Consider the following 15,347-nt stretch of genomic DNA (forward strand, 5'->3'; position numbering starts at 1 on the left):
CAGGGAAAATTCTGAAAAATAAGAAAGAATCCTGCAAAGCAGGATTCTCCGCCTGCGGCGGGTCGCATAAGCGACATGATTCCATTCCGCCGCAGTGCGATCCCCCGGAGGGGCTTTTTGCTCTATAGGAATCATAGCTTTCACACTTTAATGTGGCACGGTATTTCCTATAGAGTAAAAAAGCCGGGAAAAGATTGGCGGAAACCTTGACGGACTATACCGCTCGGTATATAATGAAGCCAGACAGAGAATCCGTGCGATTTTACAAAGAGGCAGAGAGATGGACAACAGGGAAATTATTCTTGAAACAGCGCTGGATTTGTTTTACACCCGAGGATACGATGCAGTAGGAGTACAGGAGATTGCGGAGCGATCCGGTGTGACGAAGCCGACGTTGTATTATTATTTTAAAAGTAAATACGGTCTTCTGGAACAGCTGCTTTTGAGCCGGAGCGAGGGCTTCGGAAGGGAGCTTCGGGAAGCCTGCGCCTATCATGGGGATCTGAAGAATACCCTGTGCGCGGCCGCCCGGACGGCAGCGTCCTTTGTGGCGCGGGAACCGAAGTTTTCAGCGCTTTTTGTGGCGTTGTACCATTCCGCAAAGGGAAATGAGGCGTATCAGGCGGTGCGTCCGTTGGTTCTTAAGCTTCAGCAGGAGATTGAGCAGATTTTTATCTCCGCAGCCGCGGATCTGGGGAATATGCACGGCCGGCAGCGGCAGTTTTCCTTAGGCTTTATCGGGCTGGTTCTGTATTATATTGTTATGAAGCAGGAAATCAGCCGGCGGGAGGCGGTACAGATCTCGGAGGAAGAGATCGAGGCTCTGGTCCACCAGTTTATGCATGGTATTTATTCGTAAAAAGAGATTTTTAAGGAGGCAGAAAAGATGGCAAAATGGTATGAAGAAGCCATTTTTTATCACATTTATCCGCTGGGGCTTCTGGGAGCGCCAAAGACCCATACAGAGGAGGGGACGGTACACCGCTTAAGGGAGCTGGACGGTTGGGTGCGTCATATGAAGGAATGCAGTTTTACCGCCACCTACATCGGGCCGCTGTTCGAGTCTACCAGCCATGGCTACGATACGAAGGATTATAAGCAGGTGGACAGCCGCCTGGGCGATAATGAGGACTTGAAGCACTTTGTGAAGTTGTGCCATGAGAACGGCATCCGGGTGGTTGTGGACGGCGTATTCAATCACACGGGACGGGAATTTTTCGCTTTCCAGGATATTCAGAAAAACCGTGAAAACTCCCCTTACCGTTACTGGTATCAGGACGTGAGCTTTGAGGGCAACACCCATTATAACGACGGCTTTTATTATAAGGCCTGGCACAACTGCTTTGAACTGGCGAACCTGAATCTCTGGGATCGGGGCGTGAAGGATTATCTTCTGGACGTGGTACGGTTCTGGATTGACGAGTTTGATATTGACGGCATCCGTCTGGACTGCGCCGATTGTCTGCAGTTTGATTTTATGAAAGAGCTGCGGTGGGTGACCTCCCAGAAGAAAGAGGACTTCTGGCTGATGGGCGAGGTAATTCACGGGGATTACGCCCGCTGGGTCAATCCGGAGACGCTTCACTCCGTGACCAATTACGAGCTGTGGAAGGGACTGTATTCCGGCCACAACGATCATAATTATTTTGAGATCGCCCATACGATCCGGCGGCAGTTTGACGCGAACGGCGGTATCTATAGGGGCTGCAGGCTCTATTCCTTCGTGGAGAACCACGACGTGGATCGGATTGTCAATAAGCTAAATGAAAAAGGCTTTTTACAGTCGGTATACACACTGCTGTATACACTGCCCGGAATCCCGTCTGTCTACTACGGCGGCGAGTGGGGCGTGGAGGGCCGGAAGGAGGGAACCTGCGACGACGGGCTTCGTCCCCGTCTGGTGCTTTCCGAGATGGAAGAGAGGGCGCCGATACCGGAGCTGAAAGGGCTGCTCTGCAGGCTGGGAGCGGTTCGCCGGGAGAATCCGGCGCTGGCCGACGGCGTATACCGGGAGCTTATGCTGACCAACCGGCAGTACGCGTTTGCCAGAATCCTGGGAGACAGCGCAGTGGTTGTGGCAGTAAACAATGACAGCAATCCGGCTCATTTCGAGATCAACTGTCCGGTATCTGCGGGAGGCGCAAGGGAAGCACTGACGGATACGGGAGCAGAGCTTCGGGACGGCAGAATTATCTGGGAAATGCCCGCGTATGGAAGCGCGGTATTTATTATGGAATAAAAAACAGGGGTGAGATTATGAAAGGGAAGAGAACACGGGCGGACGCCAAAGTAAGAGAGGCAGAAAAGGCGGCGAAGAGAGCCGCGCAGGGAAATAAACCGGTAAAAATAGCAGCGGTAAAGGCAGCGAAAGCAAAGGCGCAGAAGCCGGAGATGTCCTGCTTTATCTCTGATTTTGACCAGTATCTGTTCGGTCAGGGCAATCATTACGATATTTTCCGGAAGCTGGGCGCACATCTGACAGAGGTGGACGGACAGAAGGGCGTGCATTTTGCGGTCTGGGCGCCCCATGCGCTGGAGGTGTATGTCATCGGTGAATTTAACGGCTGGAATGAGCGCAGCCACCCGATGAAGAGACTGGATCCGCTGGGTATCTGGGAGCTGTTTGTGCCGGGCGTACAGCTGGGAAGTCTTTACAAATATCTGATTGAGTCCCAGGATCACAGGCTGCTTTACAAGGCAGATCCTTATGCGACGGAATCGGAACTGCGGCCCGGAACCGCGTCAAAGGTATCCGATATCTCCGGTTATCAGTGGTCTGACGGGGATTGGATGAATACAAGAAAAAAGAAGGAACCGAAGGAAGAGCCCATGTCCATCTACGAGGTACATCCGGGTTCCTGGAGAAGGCATCCCCACGGATCCGACGAGGACGGCTATTACAGTTACCGGGAGCTGGCCCATGAGCTGGCGGACTATGTCCATGAGATGGGCTACACCCACGTGGAACTGATGGGCATTGCGGAGCATCCCTTTGACGGATCCTGGGGTTATCAGGTGACAGGCTATTACGCGCCTACCTCCCGTCATGGAAGCCCGAAAGACTTTATGTATCTGATCGACTATCTGCACCAGAAGAAAATCGGCGTGATTCTGGACTGGGTTCCGGCCCATTTTCCGAAGGACGCCCAAGGACTGGCAGATTTCGACGGCCAGCCCCTGTATGAGTATCCGGATCCAAGAAAGGGAGAGCATCCCGACTGGGGTACCAAGATTTTCAATTATGAGATGAATGAGGTCAAGAACTTCCTGATTGCCAATGCCCTGTACTGGGTGGAAGAGTTCCATGTGGACGGACTCCGGGTAGACGCCGTAGCTTCCATGCTGTATCTGGATTACGGCAAGGAGGCAGGTCAGTGGGTTCCGAACAAGTTTGGCGGCAATAAAAACCTGGAGGCTATCGAGTTCTTCAAGCACCTGAATTCCGTACTGCTGGGCCGAAACCCGGGCGTGGTGACCATTGCCGAGGAGTCTACAGCCTGGCCGATGGTTACGGGAAGACCGGAGGACGATGGCCTGGGCTTTTCCTTCAAATGGAATATGGGCTGGATGAACGATTTCCTGGAATACATGAAGCTGGATCCCTATTTCCGTAAGGGAGCCCATAATCTGATGACCTTTGCGATGACCTATGCCTACAGCGAGAATTACATTCTGGTGCTGTCCCACGACGAGGTGGTACATCTGAAGTGTTCCATGATCAACAAAATGCCGGGCGAGTATGAGGAAAAGTTCGCGAACCTGAAGGCGGCCTATGCGTTTATGCTGGGCCACCCGGGAAAGAAGCTTCTGTTTATGGGGCAGGATTTTGCGCAGCTGCAGGAGTGGAGCGAGGCCAGAGAGCTTGACTGGTATCTGCTGGAGCAGGATCAGCACCGGGAACTTCAGAGCTTTGTAAAGGCGTTGCTCCATCTCTATAAGAAGACCCCGGCCCTGTATCAGCAGGACACCAGACCGGAGGGCTTCCAGTGGATCAACGCCAACGATGGATATCGCAGTATCTTCTCTTTCATGCGCTTTGATAAGGAGAAAAAGAAGAGCCTGCTCTTTGTCTGCAACTTCACGCCGGTAGAGCGTCCCGATTACCGGGTGGGCGTGCCGAAGAAAAAACAGTACAAGCTAGTTCTGGACAGCGACGCGGCTGAGTTTGGCGGCAGCGGTAAGACCAAACCCGGCATTTACAAAGCCGAGACCGGCGAGTGCGACGGCCAGCCTTATTCTATCGCGTATCCGCTTCCGGCATATGGCGTGGCGGTATTTGAATTCTAAGGCCGGGCTTTTTCCAGCGCCCGCTCCACTGCGCCCAGGATTGCCTGGGAGGTGTAGCGGGTGTCCGATGAATAGCTGAGATCCTCCAGGGACTGGGTTTCGCAGATCTGCTCTGCCAGACTGTCCAGGGCGGGCTGCATCAGCGGGTACATGGTTTCCACAGCTTCATCCAAGTGAGTGAAGGCGATGGATTCAATGCGGTGATCGCTGACTGTGACAGATACGTCTATGGCGTTGCCGCCCAGCGTGATGGAGGAGGTATAGACGCCCGGGATATAAGCGGTATCAGCAGAAGCGGCGCTTTTTGAATCCTTCGGCGCGAACATATACACCAGCAGCAGAATCAGCAGGATTCCGAGGGCCACAAAGATCCCGGTGTAGATCAGCTCTTTCATACGGAGTACGACGATTTTGGTTTTGGAACTCAAGGGAATGCCTCCTGCGGGGTCGATTGTTACAGAATATGCAGGAGGGAAGCAGGATATACGTATCATACCACAAACGGGCAGGGACTGTGTATTTATCTGTGTGCATCGTTTATCTGACACTGTATGTCTCCCACGGACGCAAGGTCCGCAGGAGACACACAGCGTCCGCTAAAAAGCTGCACACATGATAAAATACACAGTCCCTGCCCTGTTATAGCATATAGGTTAGCGTTCTACCGCTCGATAAAGCCTTCGCCCAGTACCTCCCGCACATCGGTTACGATGACGAAGGCATTGGGATCACATTCTTTAGTCAGTTCCTTCAGCATGACAATCTCCTTTTTGGATACCACGCAGAACAGCATATTTTTGGCGGTGCCGGAGTACATACCGGTGGCGGAGATACCGGTGACGCCCCGATCCAGATCTTCCATGAGAAGGGTGGCTACCTGGTCGGGATTCTCGGTGATAATGAAGGCTGCCTTGGAGAATTTCAGACCGTCTATGAGACCGTCCGCCACACGGGAGGTCAGATAGATGGCGATGATTGCGTAAAGCGTCATCTGGATGCCGAACAGGTAGGCTCCGAACAAGACGATCAGAGTATCCAGGATCCACATGATAGAGGCGGTACTGTAATGCCGCAGGAAATGCTGAATCAGCGCCGCGATCAGGTCGGTGCCCCCGGTGGTAGCCTGTGCTACGAAGACCAGACCAATGCCGGCTCCTACGATAAGACCGCCGTACAGGGCGGAGAGAAGCAGATCGTCACCGGCAATGGGGACGACCGGAAGAACGGAGAGCCAGAAGGACAGCATAATGGTGGCAAAGCCTGTCCGCAGGACATAGCGGAAGCCTTTCAGCTTCATAGCCAGCAGCAGAAATGGAATATTCAGGGCCAGGTTTGTGACAGAAAGGGGAATGCCGCCGGGGATCAGCCTGGATGAGAGCTGACGGATAATGATGGCCAGACCGGAAAAGCCTCCGGTGATCAGGCTGACCGGATCGAAAATCGAAGCGACGGCAAAGGCCATCAGGCCGGTTCCTATAATAATCAGCAAAATGTCTTTCAGTTTCATTTTTTTTGCAGATGACATGATAAAAAATCCTTTCAGAAATATTCTCGTTCAAATCCATTGCTAAGATCAAAGCTAACATAGGAAGGGAAAAAAAGCAAGGGAAACATGGGAAAGGCTCTTTGTGAACAATGTATAAGGAAAAATTAGGGAATGAAATGGAAAAAACTTGAGGAAATGCATAAAAAATTTGTATTTCCTCTTTTCAATTTTGTAATTTTGCATTACTATATAGAGTAAGTATTTGTGTTTTGATAGAAATAGGCGTGTTTTTATTGTAAATATTGCCAGAAATGAACGAGGAGAGGGACTGGCGATATGCACAAAATAAAAACTATATGAAAAAAAGGAGCGGAGAGTTATGATTTCAAATCAGGTATTACAGAACACGATAGACGGGCTCAAGGGCATTACCAGGATCGATCTTTGCATCATTGACACAGAAGGAAAGGTACTTGTGTCCACATTTCCGGAGGCAGACGCCTATACAGGCTCTGTAATGGCTTTCATAGATTCTCCGGCGGACAGTCAGGTGATTCAGGGCTTCCAATTCTTTAAAATATTTGACGACAATCAGCTGGAATATATTCTTCTGCTGAACGGCGGAAGCGAGGATGCTTATATGATTGGCAAGCTGGTGGTATTCCAGATCCAGAATTTACTGGTTGCATATAAGGAGCGTTTCGATAAAGATAATTTTATCAAGAACCTGCTTCTGGACAACCTGCTTCTGGTAGATATTTACAACCGTGCCAAGAAGCTGCATATCCAGACAGAGGTGCGCAGGGCAGTCTTTGTCATTGAGACGGGCCGGGAGGAGGATACGGCTTCCCTGGAAAATGTACGCACCCTGTTTGGAGCCAAGTCCCATGATTTTATCACGGCGGTGGACGAGAAGAATATCATCGTGGTGAAGGAGCTGGCGGATAACGAAGGTTATCCGGAGCTGAACCGGACAGCCAGGGTTATCTGCGATCTACTGAACAACGAAGAGGGCGAAAGGGTACACGTGGCTTACGGCACAATCGTAGGAGAGATTAAGGAAGTGTCCCGTTCTTATAAAGAGGCGAGAATGGCTCTTGACGTCGGCAAGATTTTCTTTGATGAGAAGGATGTTGTTGCGTACAGTACGCTGGGTATCGGCCGTCTGATTTATCAGCTTCCGATTCCGCTGTGCAAAATGTTTATCCGGGAAATCTTTGACGGCAAGTCTCCGGATGATTTTGATGAGGAGACGCTGACTACCATCAACAAGTTTTTTGAAAACAGCCTGAATGTGTCCGAGACCTCCAGACAGCTTTATATCCACCGGAATACGCTGGTGTACCGCCTGGATAAGCTGCAGAAGAGTACCGGCCTTGATCTTCGGGTGTTCGAGGACGCGATTACCTTCAAGATTGCGCTGATGGTAGTAAAGTACATGAAGTACATGGAATCCATGGAATATTAAGCTACGGCTGAGGAGTGAAAAAATGATTGACATGCAAAATGTGACAAAGTCCTATGCCACCGGCGTGCAGGCCTTAAACGGCGTGACCCTGCACATTGACAAGGGCGAATTTGTCTTTATCGTAGGAAACAGCGGTTCCGGCAAGTCCACGCTGATCAAGCTGCTTCTGAAGGAGCTTGAGCCAAGCTCCGGAACCATCAAGGTAAACGGAATCAATCTGAACCGGATGAAGGCGAAGGCGATTCCCAAATACCGCAGAAAGCTGGGTGTGGTATTTCAGGACTTCCGTCTTCTGAAGGATCGGAACGTCTATGAAAATATCGCCTTTGCGCAGCGGGTTATCGCTACGCCCACCAAGGATATCCGGAAAAATGTGCCGAAGATGCTTTCCCTGGTAGGCCTGGCGGAGAAGTACAAGTCTTTCCCGAAGCAGCTCTCCGGAGGAGAACAGCAGAGAGTTGCCCTGGCGAGGGCACTGGTAAACCGGCCGAATATTCTACTGGCCGACGAGCCTACCGGTAATCTGGATCCGAAGAATTCCAGAGAGATTATGAAGCTTCTGGAGACCATCAACGAGCGTGGTACGACCGTGCTGGTGGTAACGCATAACCAGGAGATTGTAGATCAGATGAAGAAACGGGTAATTGTCATGAACAAAGGCGTCATAATCAGTGACGAGCGCAACGCTGGGTACACACAGAATGCGAATTAGTTCCATCGGCTACTGCCTGAAGCAGGGCCTGAAAAATATCTGGCGTAACAAAATGTTTTCCCTGGCGTCGGTTGCCACTATGTCTGCCTGCATTTTCCTGTTTGGGATCTTTTTCTGTGTGGTAGAAAATTTCCAGTATATGGTAAAAGAAGCGGAAAAATCCGTAGCAGTTACCGTATTCTTTGACGAAGGAATGTCCGAGGAGGACATTCAGGCTATTGGTGAAAAAATCCAGGCCCGGAGCGAGGTGTCCGAGGCAGTCTTTGTATCCGCGGAGGAATCCTGGGAACAGTATAAGGCGATTTACTTTAAAGATAACCCCCAGCTTGCGGAGGGCTTTGCAGATGATAATCCGCTGGCCAATCAGGCCCATTATGAGATTTATTTGAAGAATGTGGAACAGCAGGAGAGCCTGGTAGAATGGCTGGGCAGCGTGGAAGGTGTCCGTAAGATTAATCAGTCTGCCCAGGTGGCAGATATTCTGACGAATTTCAATATGCTGATTGGTTATATTTCTGTAGCAGTGATTATTTTGCTGCTGTGCGTATCGGTCTTCCTGATCAGCAATACGGTCACCATCGGTATCGCGGTCCGCAAAGAAGAAATTGCGATCATGAAGCTAATCGGAGCCACCAACGGCTTCGTCAAGGCCCCCTTCGTAGTGGAGGGTATCATCATCGGAATCCTGGGTGCTGCTTTCCCGCTGGCGCTGCTGTATTATCTGTATACACAGCTTGTGGGCTTTGTGGGAGATAAGTTCAATGCGCTGACAGGGCTTCTGCAGTTCCTTCCGGTAAATGAAATGTTCCGGATTCTGCTTCCGGTGGGCCTGGCGCTGGGCGTGGGTATCGGCTTCTTCGGCAGCTTCTTTACGATACGGAAGCACCTGAAGGTTTAGAAAGTTAAGAAAAGGAAAAACGGATGAAAAGAACGCGTGTGGTAAGCGCACTTCTGATAGCGGCGCTTGCGGTTGGCTGTATTTTCACAAAGGATAATCTGAGGGTATCGGCGACAGAGGCACAGATTTCTACGGACGGATCTGATGCGAAGACCACCCGGACGGAGAAAATTGACACCAGCGATCTGGAGGATAAAAAGCAGGATACGCTGGATAAGATCAAGGATATCAAGTCCGATATCAGCGATGTGAAAAAGAAAATTTCCGATTTGAAGAACAGTAAGAGCAATCTGGAAACTTATATTTCCAAGCTGGACACGGAGGCCAATGATCTGGCAAAGCAGATCGAACGGCTGAACGGAGATATTGCGGTAAAAAAAGAAGAAATCACAGTGGCAGAGGGCGAACTGGAGGAAGCAATCGCGACGGCGGACCGGCAGTATGAGGATATGAAGAAACGGATTCAGTACCTCTATGAGAACGGGAATCCTTCCTATCTGGAATTGCTGCTGACGTCGGAAAGCATGGCGGATTTTCTGAACAAATCCAGCTATGCGGAGCAGGTGACAGCCTACGACCGGAGCATGCTGGAGGAATATATCGCCCAGAAGCAGGCGGTAGAGGAAAAGAAAAAGCAGCTGGAAGCTGAGAAGGAAGAGCTGGATGCCATGGCGGACGCGGCCGCTGAGCAGAAGAAGACCGTGGATGCGTTGATCAAGACCAAGACAGCCCAGATTCAGAGTTATCAGAGCCAGATCGACAGTGAAAACAGTAACGCGGAGGAATATAAGGCAGATCTGGCCAAGCAGCAGAAGCTGCTCGATCAGATTGAGCAGCAGATTGCGGCGGCAGCGGCAGCCAACGCCCAGGACGGCGACGGCGACGGCGGAGCCTCCGGCTTTCTGTGGCCCTGTCCCAGCAGCAAACGGATCACCAGCGGCTTTGGAAACCGCGCCCAGCCTACGGCAGGCGCGTCAACCAACCATAAGGGCATCGATATCGGTGCTTCCTACGGAGCGTCGATTATAGCTGCGGCAGGCGGACGGGTGACTACAGCTACTTACAGCAGCTCTGCAGGCAATTACATTGTTATTTCCCATGGAAACGGTCTGTCTACCGTATACATGCACTGCTCTGCATTGTATGTGAGCGCCGGGCAGACGGTGAGCGCCGGACAGTCCATCGCCGCAGTAGGCTCTACCGGATATTCTACCGGCAACCATTTGCATTTTGGCGTGATCAAGAATGGAAGTTATGTAAACCCGCTGGGTTATGTAGGCTAGGTGGAATTGGACGAAGGATAAGGACATATACTGGAATTATGGAAAACAAGAAGCAGTTTATCAGGGGAATCGCCGTCGGTGTGGTGGTAACTGCGCTGGTGGCCGGAGGAGCCTTCTTTGGCAGCAGGGCTCTGACAAAGGTGTCGGATGACAGAAAAACAGAAAGCGGCCAGATGAATCTGACAAGCTCAGAGGTGGAGGGAAAGCTTACCGAGATTGAGGCGCTGGTCCAGAAGTACTATCTGAATGAGATTGATACGGAAAAAGTGGAAAATTATCTCTATAAGGGTATGATTGCCGGCCTGGACGACGCCTATGCAGCTTACTACACAGAGGAAGAATACAAAAGCATGATAGATTCCACCAACGGAAGCTATTTTGGCATTGGCGTGGAAATGAGCCAGAATATGACCACCGGAATCATCACCATTACCCGTGTCTTTGAGGGCTCGCCTGCGGAAGAGGCCGGACTTCTTCCGGGAGATCTCATTTACAAGGTGCAGGATACAGAGGTGACCGGAGAGGATCTGACCAAGGTGGTTTCCATGGTAAAGGGAGCGGAAGGTACGACGGTTCCGATTTCCGTAGCCAGGGAAGGGGAAAACGATTATCTGACCTTTGACGTGGAACGCAGAACCATTGAGATCTCTACGGTAGAGCACAGGATGCTGGACGGCAATATCGGCTATATTTCCATCGCCAGCTTTGATGATGTGACGGTCAATCAGTTCCTGACCGCTCTGGAGGATCTGGAAAATCAGGGCGAGACTGCGCTGATTATCGACCTTCGCAACAACGGAGGCGGCCTGGTGTCCAGCGCGGGCAGCATTCTCGACCGCCTGCTTCCGGAAGGGCTGATTGTATACACAGAAGACAAATACGGCAACCGGGAGGAACTGAAGTCCGACGCCGAGAACTATTTCGATAAACCGTTGGCTGTCCTGGTCAATGGAAACAGCGCCAGCGCTTCGGAAATCTTCGCCGGGGCCATCAAGGATTACGGAATCGGCACGCTGGTGGGAACCCAGACCTTTGGCAAGGGCATTGTCCAGAAGGTGTATCCCTTAAGCGACGGTACGGCTGTGAAGCTGACCGTATCCAAGTATTATACGCCCAAGGGCAACAATATCCACGGAATCGGCATAGCGCCCGACGTGGAGGTGGAGCTGGACGCGGACGTGGCCAACGCGATCACGATTCCGGAGGAGAAGGATAACCAGCTTCAGAAGGCTGTGGAGATCTTAACAGAAAAATAGAGAGTGGAAACCCTGTTCGGAGGATTGCGGACAGGGTTTTTATCTGCAAATCATAAAATATTCTAAAAAGTCATAAAAATCTGTAAAACCCCATGTGACATAACATGCATACAAAACATAAAAATTCAAAACGTTCATATAAATGAAGTAATTTAGTCAAAATGCAAAAAGATTGTTTTTAAATTCGTGCAATAAGCACAGAAAATTTGTTTAATGCTACAAAAATATCAAAACATACATAAAATGAACATAAAATATTGCAAAACGTTCATATAAAACCTTGCAAGATAAGAGGTGATTTTGTATGATAAGCACATAAGAAAAAAGAAACCAAGAATATAAATATCCAAGAAGAAAGGGAGATTTGAGAAATGTCCAAAATTAGTGAAATGACAAGAGACAGCTGGATCAAAAGCACCTTTCCGGAGTGGGGAACCTGGCTCGTAGAAGATATCGAGAACGAGGTTGTAGCTCCCGGAAACGTGGCTATGTGGTGGCTGGGATGTACCGGCGTATGGTTTAAGACACCGGCTGACACCAATATCACCATCGACCTGTGGTGCGGAAACGGTAAGAGAACCCACGGCGACAACAAGATGAAGCCGGGCCATCAGATGGCAAATATGTGCGGCGGACGTTTGATGCAGCCGAACCTGAGAAACGTACCCTTCGTCATTGACCCGTTTGCTTTCAAGCATGTGGACGCAGTTCTGGCAACCCATTACCATCAGGATCATATGTCTGCAGAGTGGGCAGCACATGTAATCCAGAGCGGAATGACTACGACCGATGAGAACGGCAAAGAGATTCCGGTACCCTTCATCGGACCGAAGAAGTCTGTAGAGACCTGGGTAAAATGGGGCGTTCCGGAAGACCGCTGCATTACTGTAAAGCCGGGCGATACCATCAAGATCAAGGACCTGGAGATCGTTGCTCTGGACAGCTTTGACCGTACCTGTATCGTTACCACAGACGATACCAGCGAGAACAGAGAAGAGCTGACAGGCGTTTGCCCCACGGATATGGACGATAAGGCAGTAAACTACCTGGTTAAGACTCCGGGCGGAAACATCTATCACTCCGGTGATTCTCACTTCTCCATTTACTTTGCAAAGCATGGTAAGGATTATGATATCGATGTTGCATTTGGTTCCTTCGGTGAGAACCCCATCGGTATGCAGGATAAGATGAGCTCTGTAGATATCCTTCGTATGGCTGAGAACCTGCGGTGTAAGGTTGTTGTCCCGATTCACTGGGACGTATGGACCAACTTCCAGGCAGACTGCGACGAGATCAAGCTGCTGTATGATTTCAAGAAGGACAGAAACGAGTACAAGTTCCATCCGTTCTTCTGGCAGGTAGGTGGAAAGTACACCTATCCCCAGGACAAGGATAAGATTTACTATCATCACAGAAGAGGCTTTGAGGACTGCTTCGAGCATCCCCAGAACATTCCGTTCCGTTCCTGTCTGTAAGCTTTGGAATAAGGGAGAAAGGGATTATGTTAAGAGAGTTTGTAGAAAAGAAGCATTATCTGTTTGCCAAGGAAGCAAAGGACTGGGAAGACGCTATCATCATGAGCTGCAAGTCCCTGGAGGCAGACGGAACGGTAGAATCCAATTACGCCCATGATATCGTAGAGTGCGTTCGCAAGTACGGTCCGTATATCGTAATCATGCCGAACATCGCGATGCCGCATTCCCAGGAGGGCGCAGTCGGTGTCAACAAGACGGCCATCGGCTTTATGAAGCTGGAGAAGCCGGTCAGCTTTGACCCGAATGACCCGGAAAAGGACGCTCAGCTGTTCTTCACCCTGGCATCCTGCAATCCGGATCAGCATCTGAACAATATGATGCGTCTGTCGGAAATGCTGATGAATGAGGAGCTGGTAGCAGAGCTTCTGAAGGCTGAGGGGCCGGAGGATCTGCTGAAGCTTCAGGAGAAGTATCTGGACAAATAAGAACCTGATCGCGGCCCGTGAGGGCGGGTTGCGGTTAAAGATAAAGGGGAAAATGTAGGAGGAAAAGAGTTATGGATATTTTAATGAGAGCATGGTCGTACTTTGCTACGAACATTCTGCAGCAGCCGGCATGGATGATCGGCCTGATCGTTTTGATTGGTTACATTCTGCTGAAGAAACCCTGGTATGATGTACTTGGCGGAACTATCAAGGCAGTCGTAGGTTACATGATCTTGGCAGCAGGTTCCGGCGGACTGGTAAGCAACTTCCGTCCGGTGCTGGTAGGTCTGAAGGATCGTTTCAATCTGGACGCTATGGTTATCGACCCGTATTTCGGACAGAACGCGGTAACCGCAGGAGTGGAGGAAGTATTTGGAAAGCCCTTCTCACAGGTTATGCTGCTTCTTCTGATTGCGTTTATCATCAACATTTTACTGGTTCGTTTCAGTAAGGTGACAAAGCTTCGTTCCCTGTTTACCACAGGTCATGTACAGGTACAGCAGGCTTCCACAGCTTACTGGCTGCTCCTGTTTGCACTGCCGGGACTGGCTACCAATAACACAGCGCTTCTGGTCGTAATGGCAATCGTACTTGGTCTGTACTGGGCAGTAGGCTCCAACCTGACCATTAAGCCGACCCAGGAGCTGACAGACGGCGCAGGCTTCTGTCTTGGACATCAGCAGATCATGGGAGTGGCACTGTTCTCCTGGATCGCAGGCAAAATGCATGAGCGCGATGTAAAGAAGGGCAAAGAGGCTTCCAAGAAGCTGGAGGATATCGAACTTCCGGGCTTTATGTCTATCTTCAATGAGAACATGGTATGTACCGCAATCCTGATGACGGTATTCTTTGGAGCAATCCTTCTGGTTCTTGGCAGAGATTATCTGACTGAGGCCGGATTCATGAAGGAAGGACAGAGTTTCCTGTTCTATATCCTGACTGTCTGCCTGAACTTCGCAGTATATCTGGCAATCCTGCAGCTGGGTGTTCGTACCTTCGTAACAGAGCTGACCAATTCCTTCCAGGGTATTGCCAATAAGTGGCTCCCGGGTTCCGTACCGGCAGTAGACTGTGCGGTATCTTACGGTTTCGGTTCTCCGAACGCAGTACCGATTGGTTTCCTGGCTGGTGCTCTTGGACAGTTTATCGCAATCGCGGCACTGATTATTCTGAAGAGCCCGGTACTGGTAATTGCCGGATTCGTACCTGTTTTCTTTGACAATGCGACCATCGCGGTGTATGCTAATAACAAGGGCGGTCTGAAAGCAGCGCTTATCCTGCCGTTTATCTCCGGTCTGTGCCAGGTATTCGGTTCTGCGTTAATCGCAGGCTGGGTAGGCATGGCAGCATACGGCGGATACCTTGGTATGTGGGACTGGGCAGTTGTATGGCCGGTATTCACAGTTCTGATGAAGTACTTAAGCTACGCAGGTCTGGCAATTGTAATTGTTGCCCTGCTGGCTATCCCGCAGCTGCAGTACAGAGCTGACAAGGAAGGCTACTTCATGATGACTGAGGACTGGGAAGCATACAAAGAGCTGAAGGCTAAGAAGGCTGAATAAAGATTCGTCAAATATACTAGTTAATCCGATAGGAGGAAACGACAATGCTGAACATTTTGGTTTGCTGCGCAAATGGCGCAGGAACAAGTCTGATGATGAAGATGACTACAGAGAAGGTTGTAAAATCCCTGGGTATCAAGGTTGGAAAGCTGCATCACTGCTCTCTTTCTGAGGGAAAGAGCTCTGCAACCCAGTTTGATGTAGTATTCTGCCCGCTGAACTTCATCTCCATGTTCAAGGAAGCAGAAGCAAAGGGTGTCCATGTAATCGGTCTGAAGAACGTAATGTCTCAGGCAGAGATGGAAGAAAAACTGAAAGCATCCGGAGTACCGCTTGAGTAATAAGTAAAACAGGAAATTACTGTTTGCAGTAACAACGAGGGCGCTTCCCCGTGGCTGGAAGGCCATGGGGGAGCGTTTTTCTGATGGATATGAT

The 15,347-nt window shown here is 50.3% G+C and carries 14 protein-coding genes; 12 read left to right on the forward strand and 2 right to left on the reverse strand.

Translation table 11 applies throughout. The features are described from left to right. Window positions 1-280 precede the first annotated feature (280 nt). The 3 genes from ACTNCH_RS08545 to glgB all read left to right on the forward strand — a co-directional run bounded on the left by ACTNCH_RS08545 (window position 281) and on the right by glgB (window position 4,287). Window positions 281-859 (forward strand): TetR/AcrR family transcriptional regulator, encoded by a 579-nt coding sequence (locus ACTNCH_RS08545; RefSeq protein ID WP_441018517.1) that lies wholly within the window; start codon window positions 281-283, stop codon window positions 857-859. Between the two features lie 27 nt (window positions 860-886). Continuing rightward, entirely contained in the window at window positions 887-2,239 is a 1,353-nt protein-coding gene (locus ACTNCH_RS08550; protein WP_441018519.1) for an alpha-amylase family glycosyl hydrolase, read from the forward strand. A gap of 152 nt (window positions 2,240-2,391) precedes the next feature. Then, window positions 2,392-4,287 carry a 1,4-alpha-glucan branching protein GlgB gene (gene glgB / locus ACTNCH_RS08555; RefSeq protein WP_441018818.1) on the forward strand — a complete coding sequence of 632 codons (1,896 nt, stop codon included), beginning with the start codon at window positions 2,392-2,394 and terminating at the stop codon, window positions 4,285-4,287. Here glgB and ACTNCH_RS08560 read toward each other — a convergent pair. Both ACTNCH_RS08560 and ACTNCH_RS08565 read right to left on the reverse strand, forming a co-directional pair. Next, window positions 4,284-4,715, reverse strand: a complete 432-nt coding sequence (locus ACTNCH_RS08560; RefSeq protein WP_441018521.1) for an FMN-binding protein — start codon at window positions 4,713-4,715, stop codon at window positions 4,284-4,286. The genes glgB and ACTNCH_RS08560 overlap by 4 nt on opposite strands. A 233-nt stretch (window positions 4,716-4,948) precedes the next feature. Beyond that, window positions 4,949-5,812 (reverse strand): YitT family protein, encoded by an 864-nt coding sequence (locus ACTNCH_RS08565; RefSeq protein WP_441018523.1) that lies wholly within the window; start codon window positions 5,810-5,812, stop codon window positions 4,949-4,951. 340 nt (window positions 5,813-6,152) lie between these two features. On the opposite strand from ACTNCH_RS08565, the gene ACTNCH_RS08570 reads away from it, so the two are divergent. The 9 genes from ACTNCH_RS08570 to ACTNCH_RS08610 all read left to right on the forward strand — a co-directional run bounded on the left by ACTNCH_RS08570 (window position 6,153) and on the right by ACTNCH_RS08610 (window position 15,253). Beyond that, window positions 6,153-7,241, forward strand: a complete 1,089-nt coding sequence (locus ACTNCH_RS08570; protein WP_441018525.1) for a PucR family transcriptional regulator — start codon at window positions 6,153-6,155, stop codon at window positions 7,239-7,241. A gap of 22 nt (window positions 7,242-7,263) precedes the next feature. Beyond that, window positions 7,264-7,953, forward strand: a complete 690-nt coding sequence (gene ftsE, locus ACTNCH_RS08575) for a cell division ATP-binding protein FtsE (RefSeq protein WP_441018527.1) — start codon at window positions 7,264-7,266, stop codon at window positions 7,951-7,953. Next, entirely contained in the window at window positions 7,943-8,851 is a 909-nt protein-coding gene (gene ftsX / locus ACTNCH_RS08580) for a permease-like cell division protein FtsX (protein WP_441018529.1), read from the forward strand. The genes ftsE and ftsX overlap by 11 nt, the downstream gene beginning before the upstream one ends. Window positions 8,852-8,874: 23 nt before the next feature. Then, a complete protein-coding gene (locus tag ACTNCH_RS08585; RefSeq protein WP_441018531.1) occupies window positions 8,875-10,134 on the forward strand; it encodes a murein hydrolase activator EnvC family protein in 1,260 nt (419 codons plus the stop codon). Between the two features lie 38 nt (window positions 10,135-10,172). Further along, a complete protein-coding gene (locus ACTNCH_RS08590) occupies window positions 10,173-11,390 on the forward strand; it encodes a S41 family peptidase (RefSeq protein WP_441018533.1) in 1,218 nt (405 codons plus the stop codon). A 371-nt stretch (window positions 11,391-11,761) separates the two neighbouring features. After that, complete coding sequence (gene ulaG, locus ACTNCH_RS08595) at window positions 11,762-12,865, forward strand: L-ascorbate 6-phosphate lactonase (RefSeq protein WP_441018535.1); 1,104 nt, start codon at window positions 11,762-11,764, stop codon at window positions 12,863-12,865. A gap of 26 nt (window positions 12,866-12,891) precedes the next feature. Next, complete coding sequence (locus ACTNCH_RS08600) at window positions 12,892-13,350, forward strand: PTS sugar transporter subunit IIA (protein ID WP_158363505.1); 459 nt, start codon at window positions 12,892-12,894, stop codon at window positions 13,348-13,350. A gap of 71 nt (window positions 13,351-13,421) precedes the next feature. Further along, the gene (locus tag ACTNCH_RS08605) at window positions 13,422-14,912 is read left to right on the forward strand and encodes a PTS ascorbate transporter subunit IIC (RefSeq protein ID WP_441018538.1); all 1,491 of its coding nucleotides are present in this window, start codon (window positions 13,422-13,424) and stop codon (window positions 14,910-14,912) included. 44 nt (window positions 14,913-14,956) lie between these two features. Continuing rightward, window positions 14,957-15,253 carry a PTS sugar transporter subunit IIB gene (locus ACTNCH_RS08610; RefSeq protein WP_349164823.1) on the forward strand — a complete coding sequence of 99 codons (297 nt, stop codon included), beginning with the start codon at window positions 14,957-14,959 and terminating at the stop codon, window positions 15,251-15,253. Window positions 15,254-15,347 lie beyond the last annotated feature (94 nt).

The organism is Candidatus Merdisoma sp. HCP28S3_D10, assembly GCF_052065835.1.
Classification (GTDB): Bacteria; Bacillota; Clostridia; order Lachnospirales; family Lachnospiraceae; genus Laedolimicola.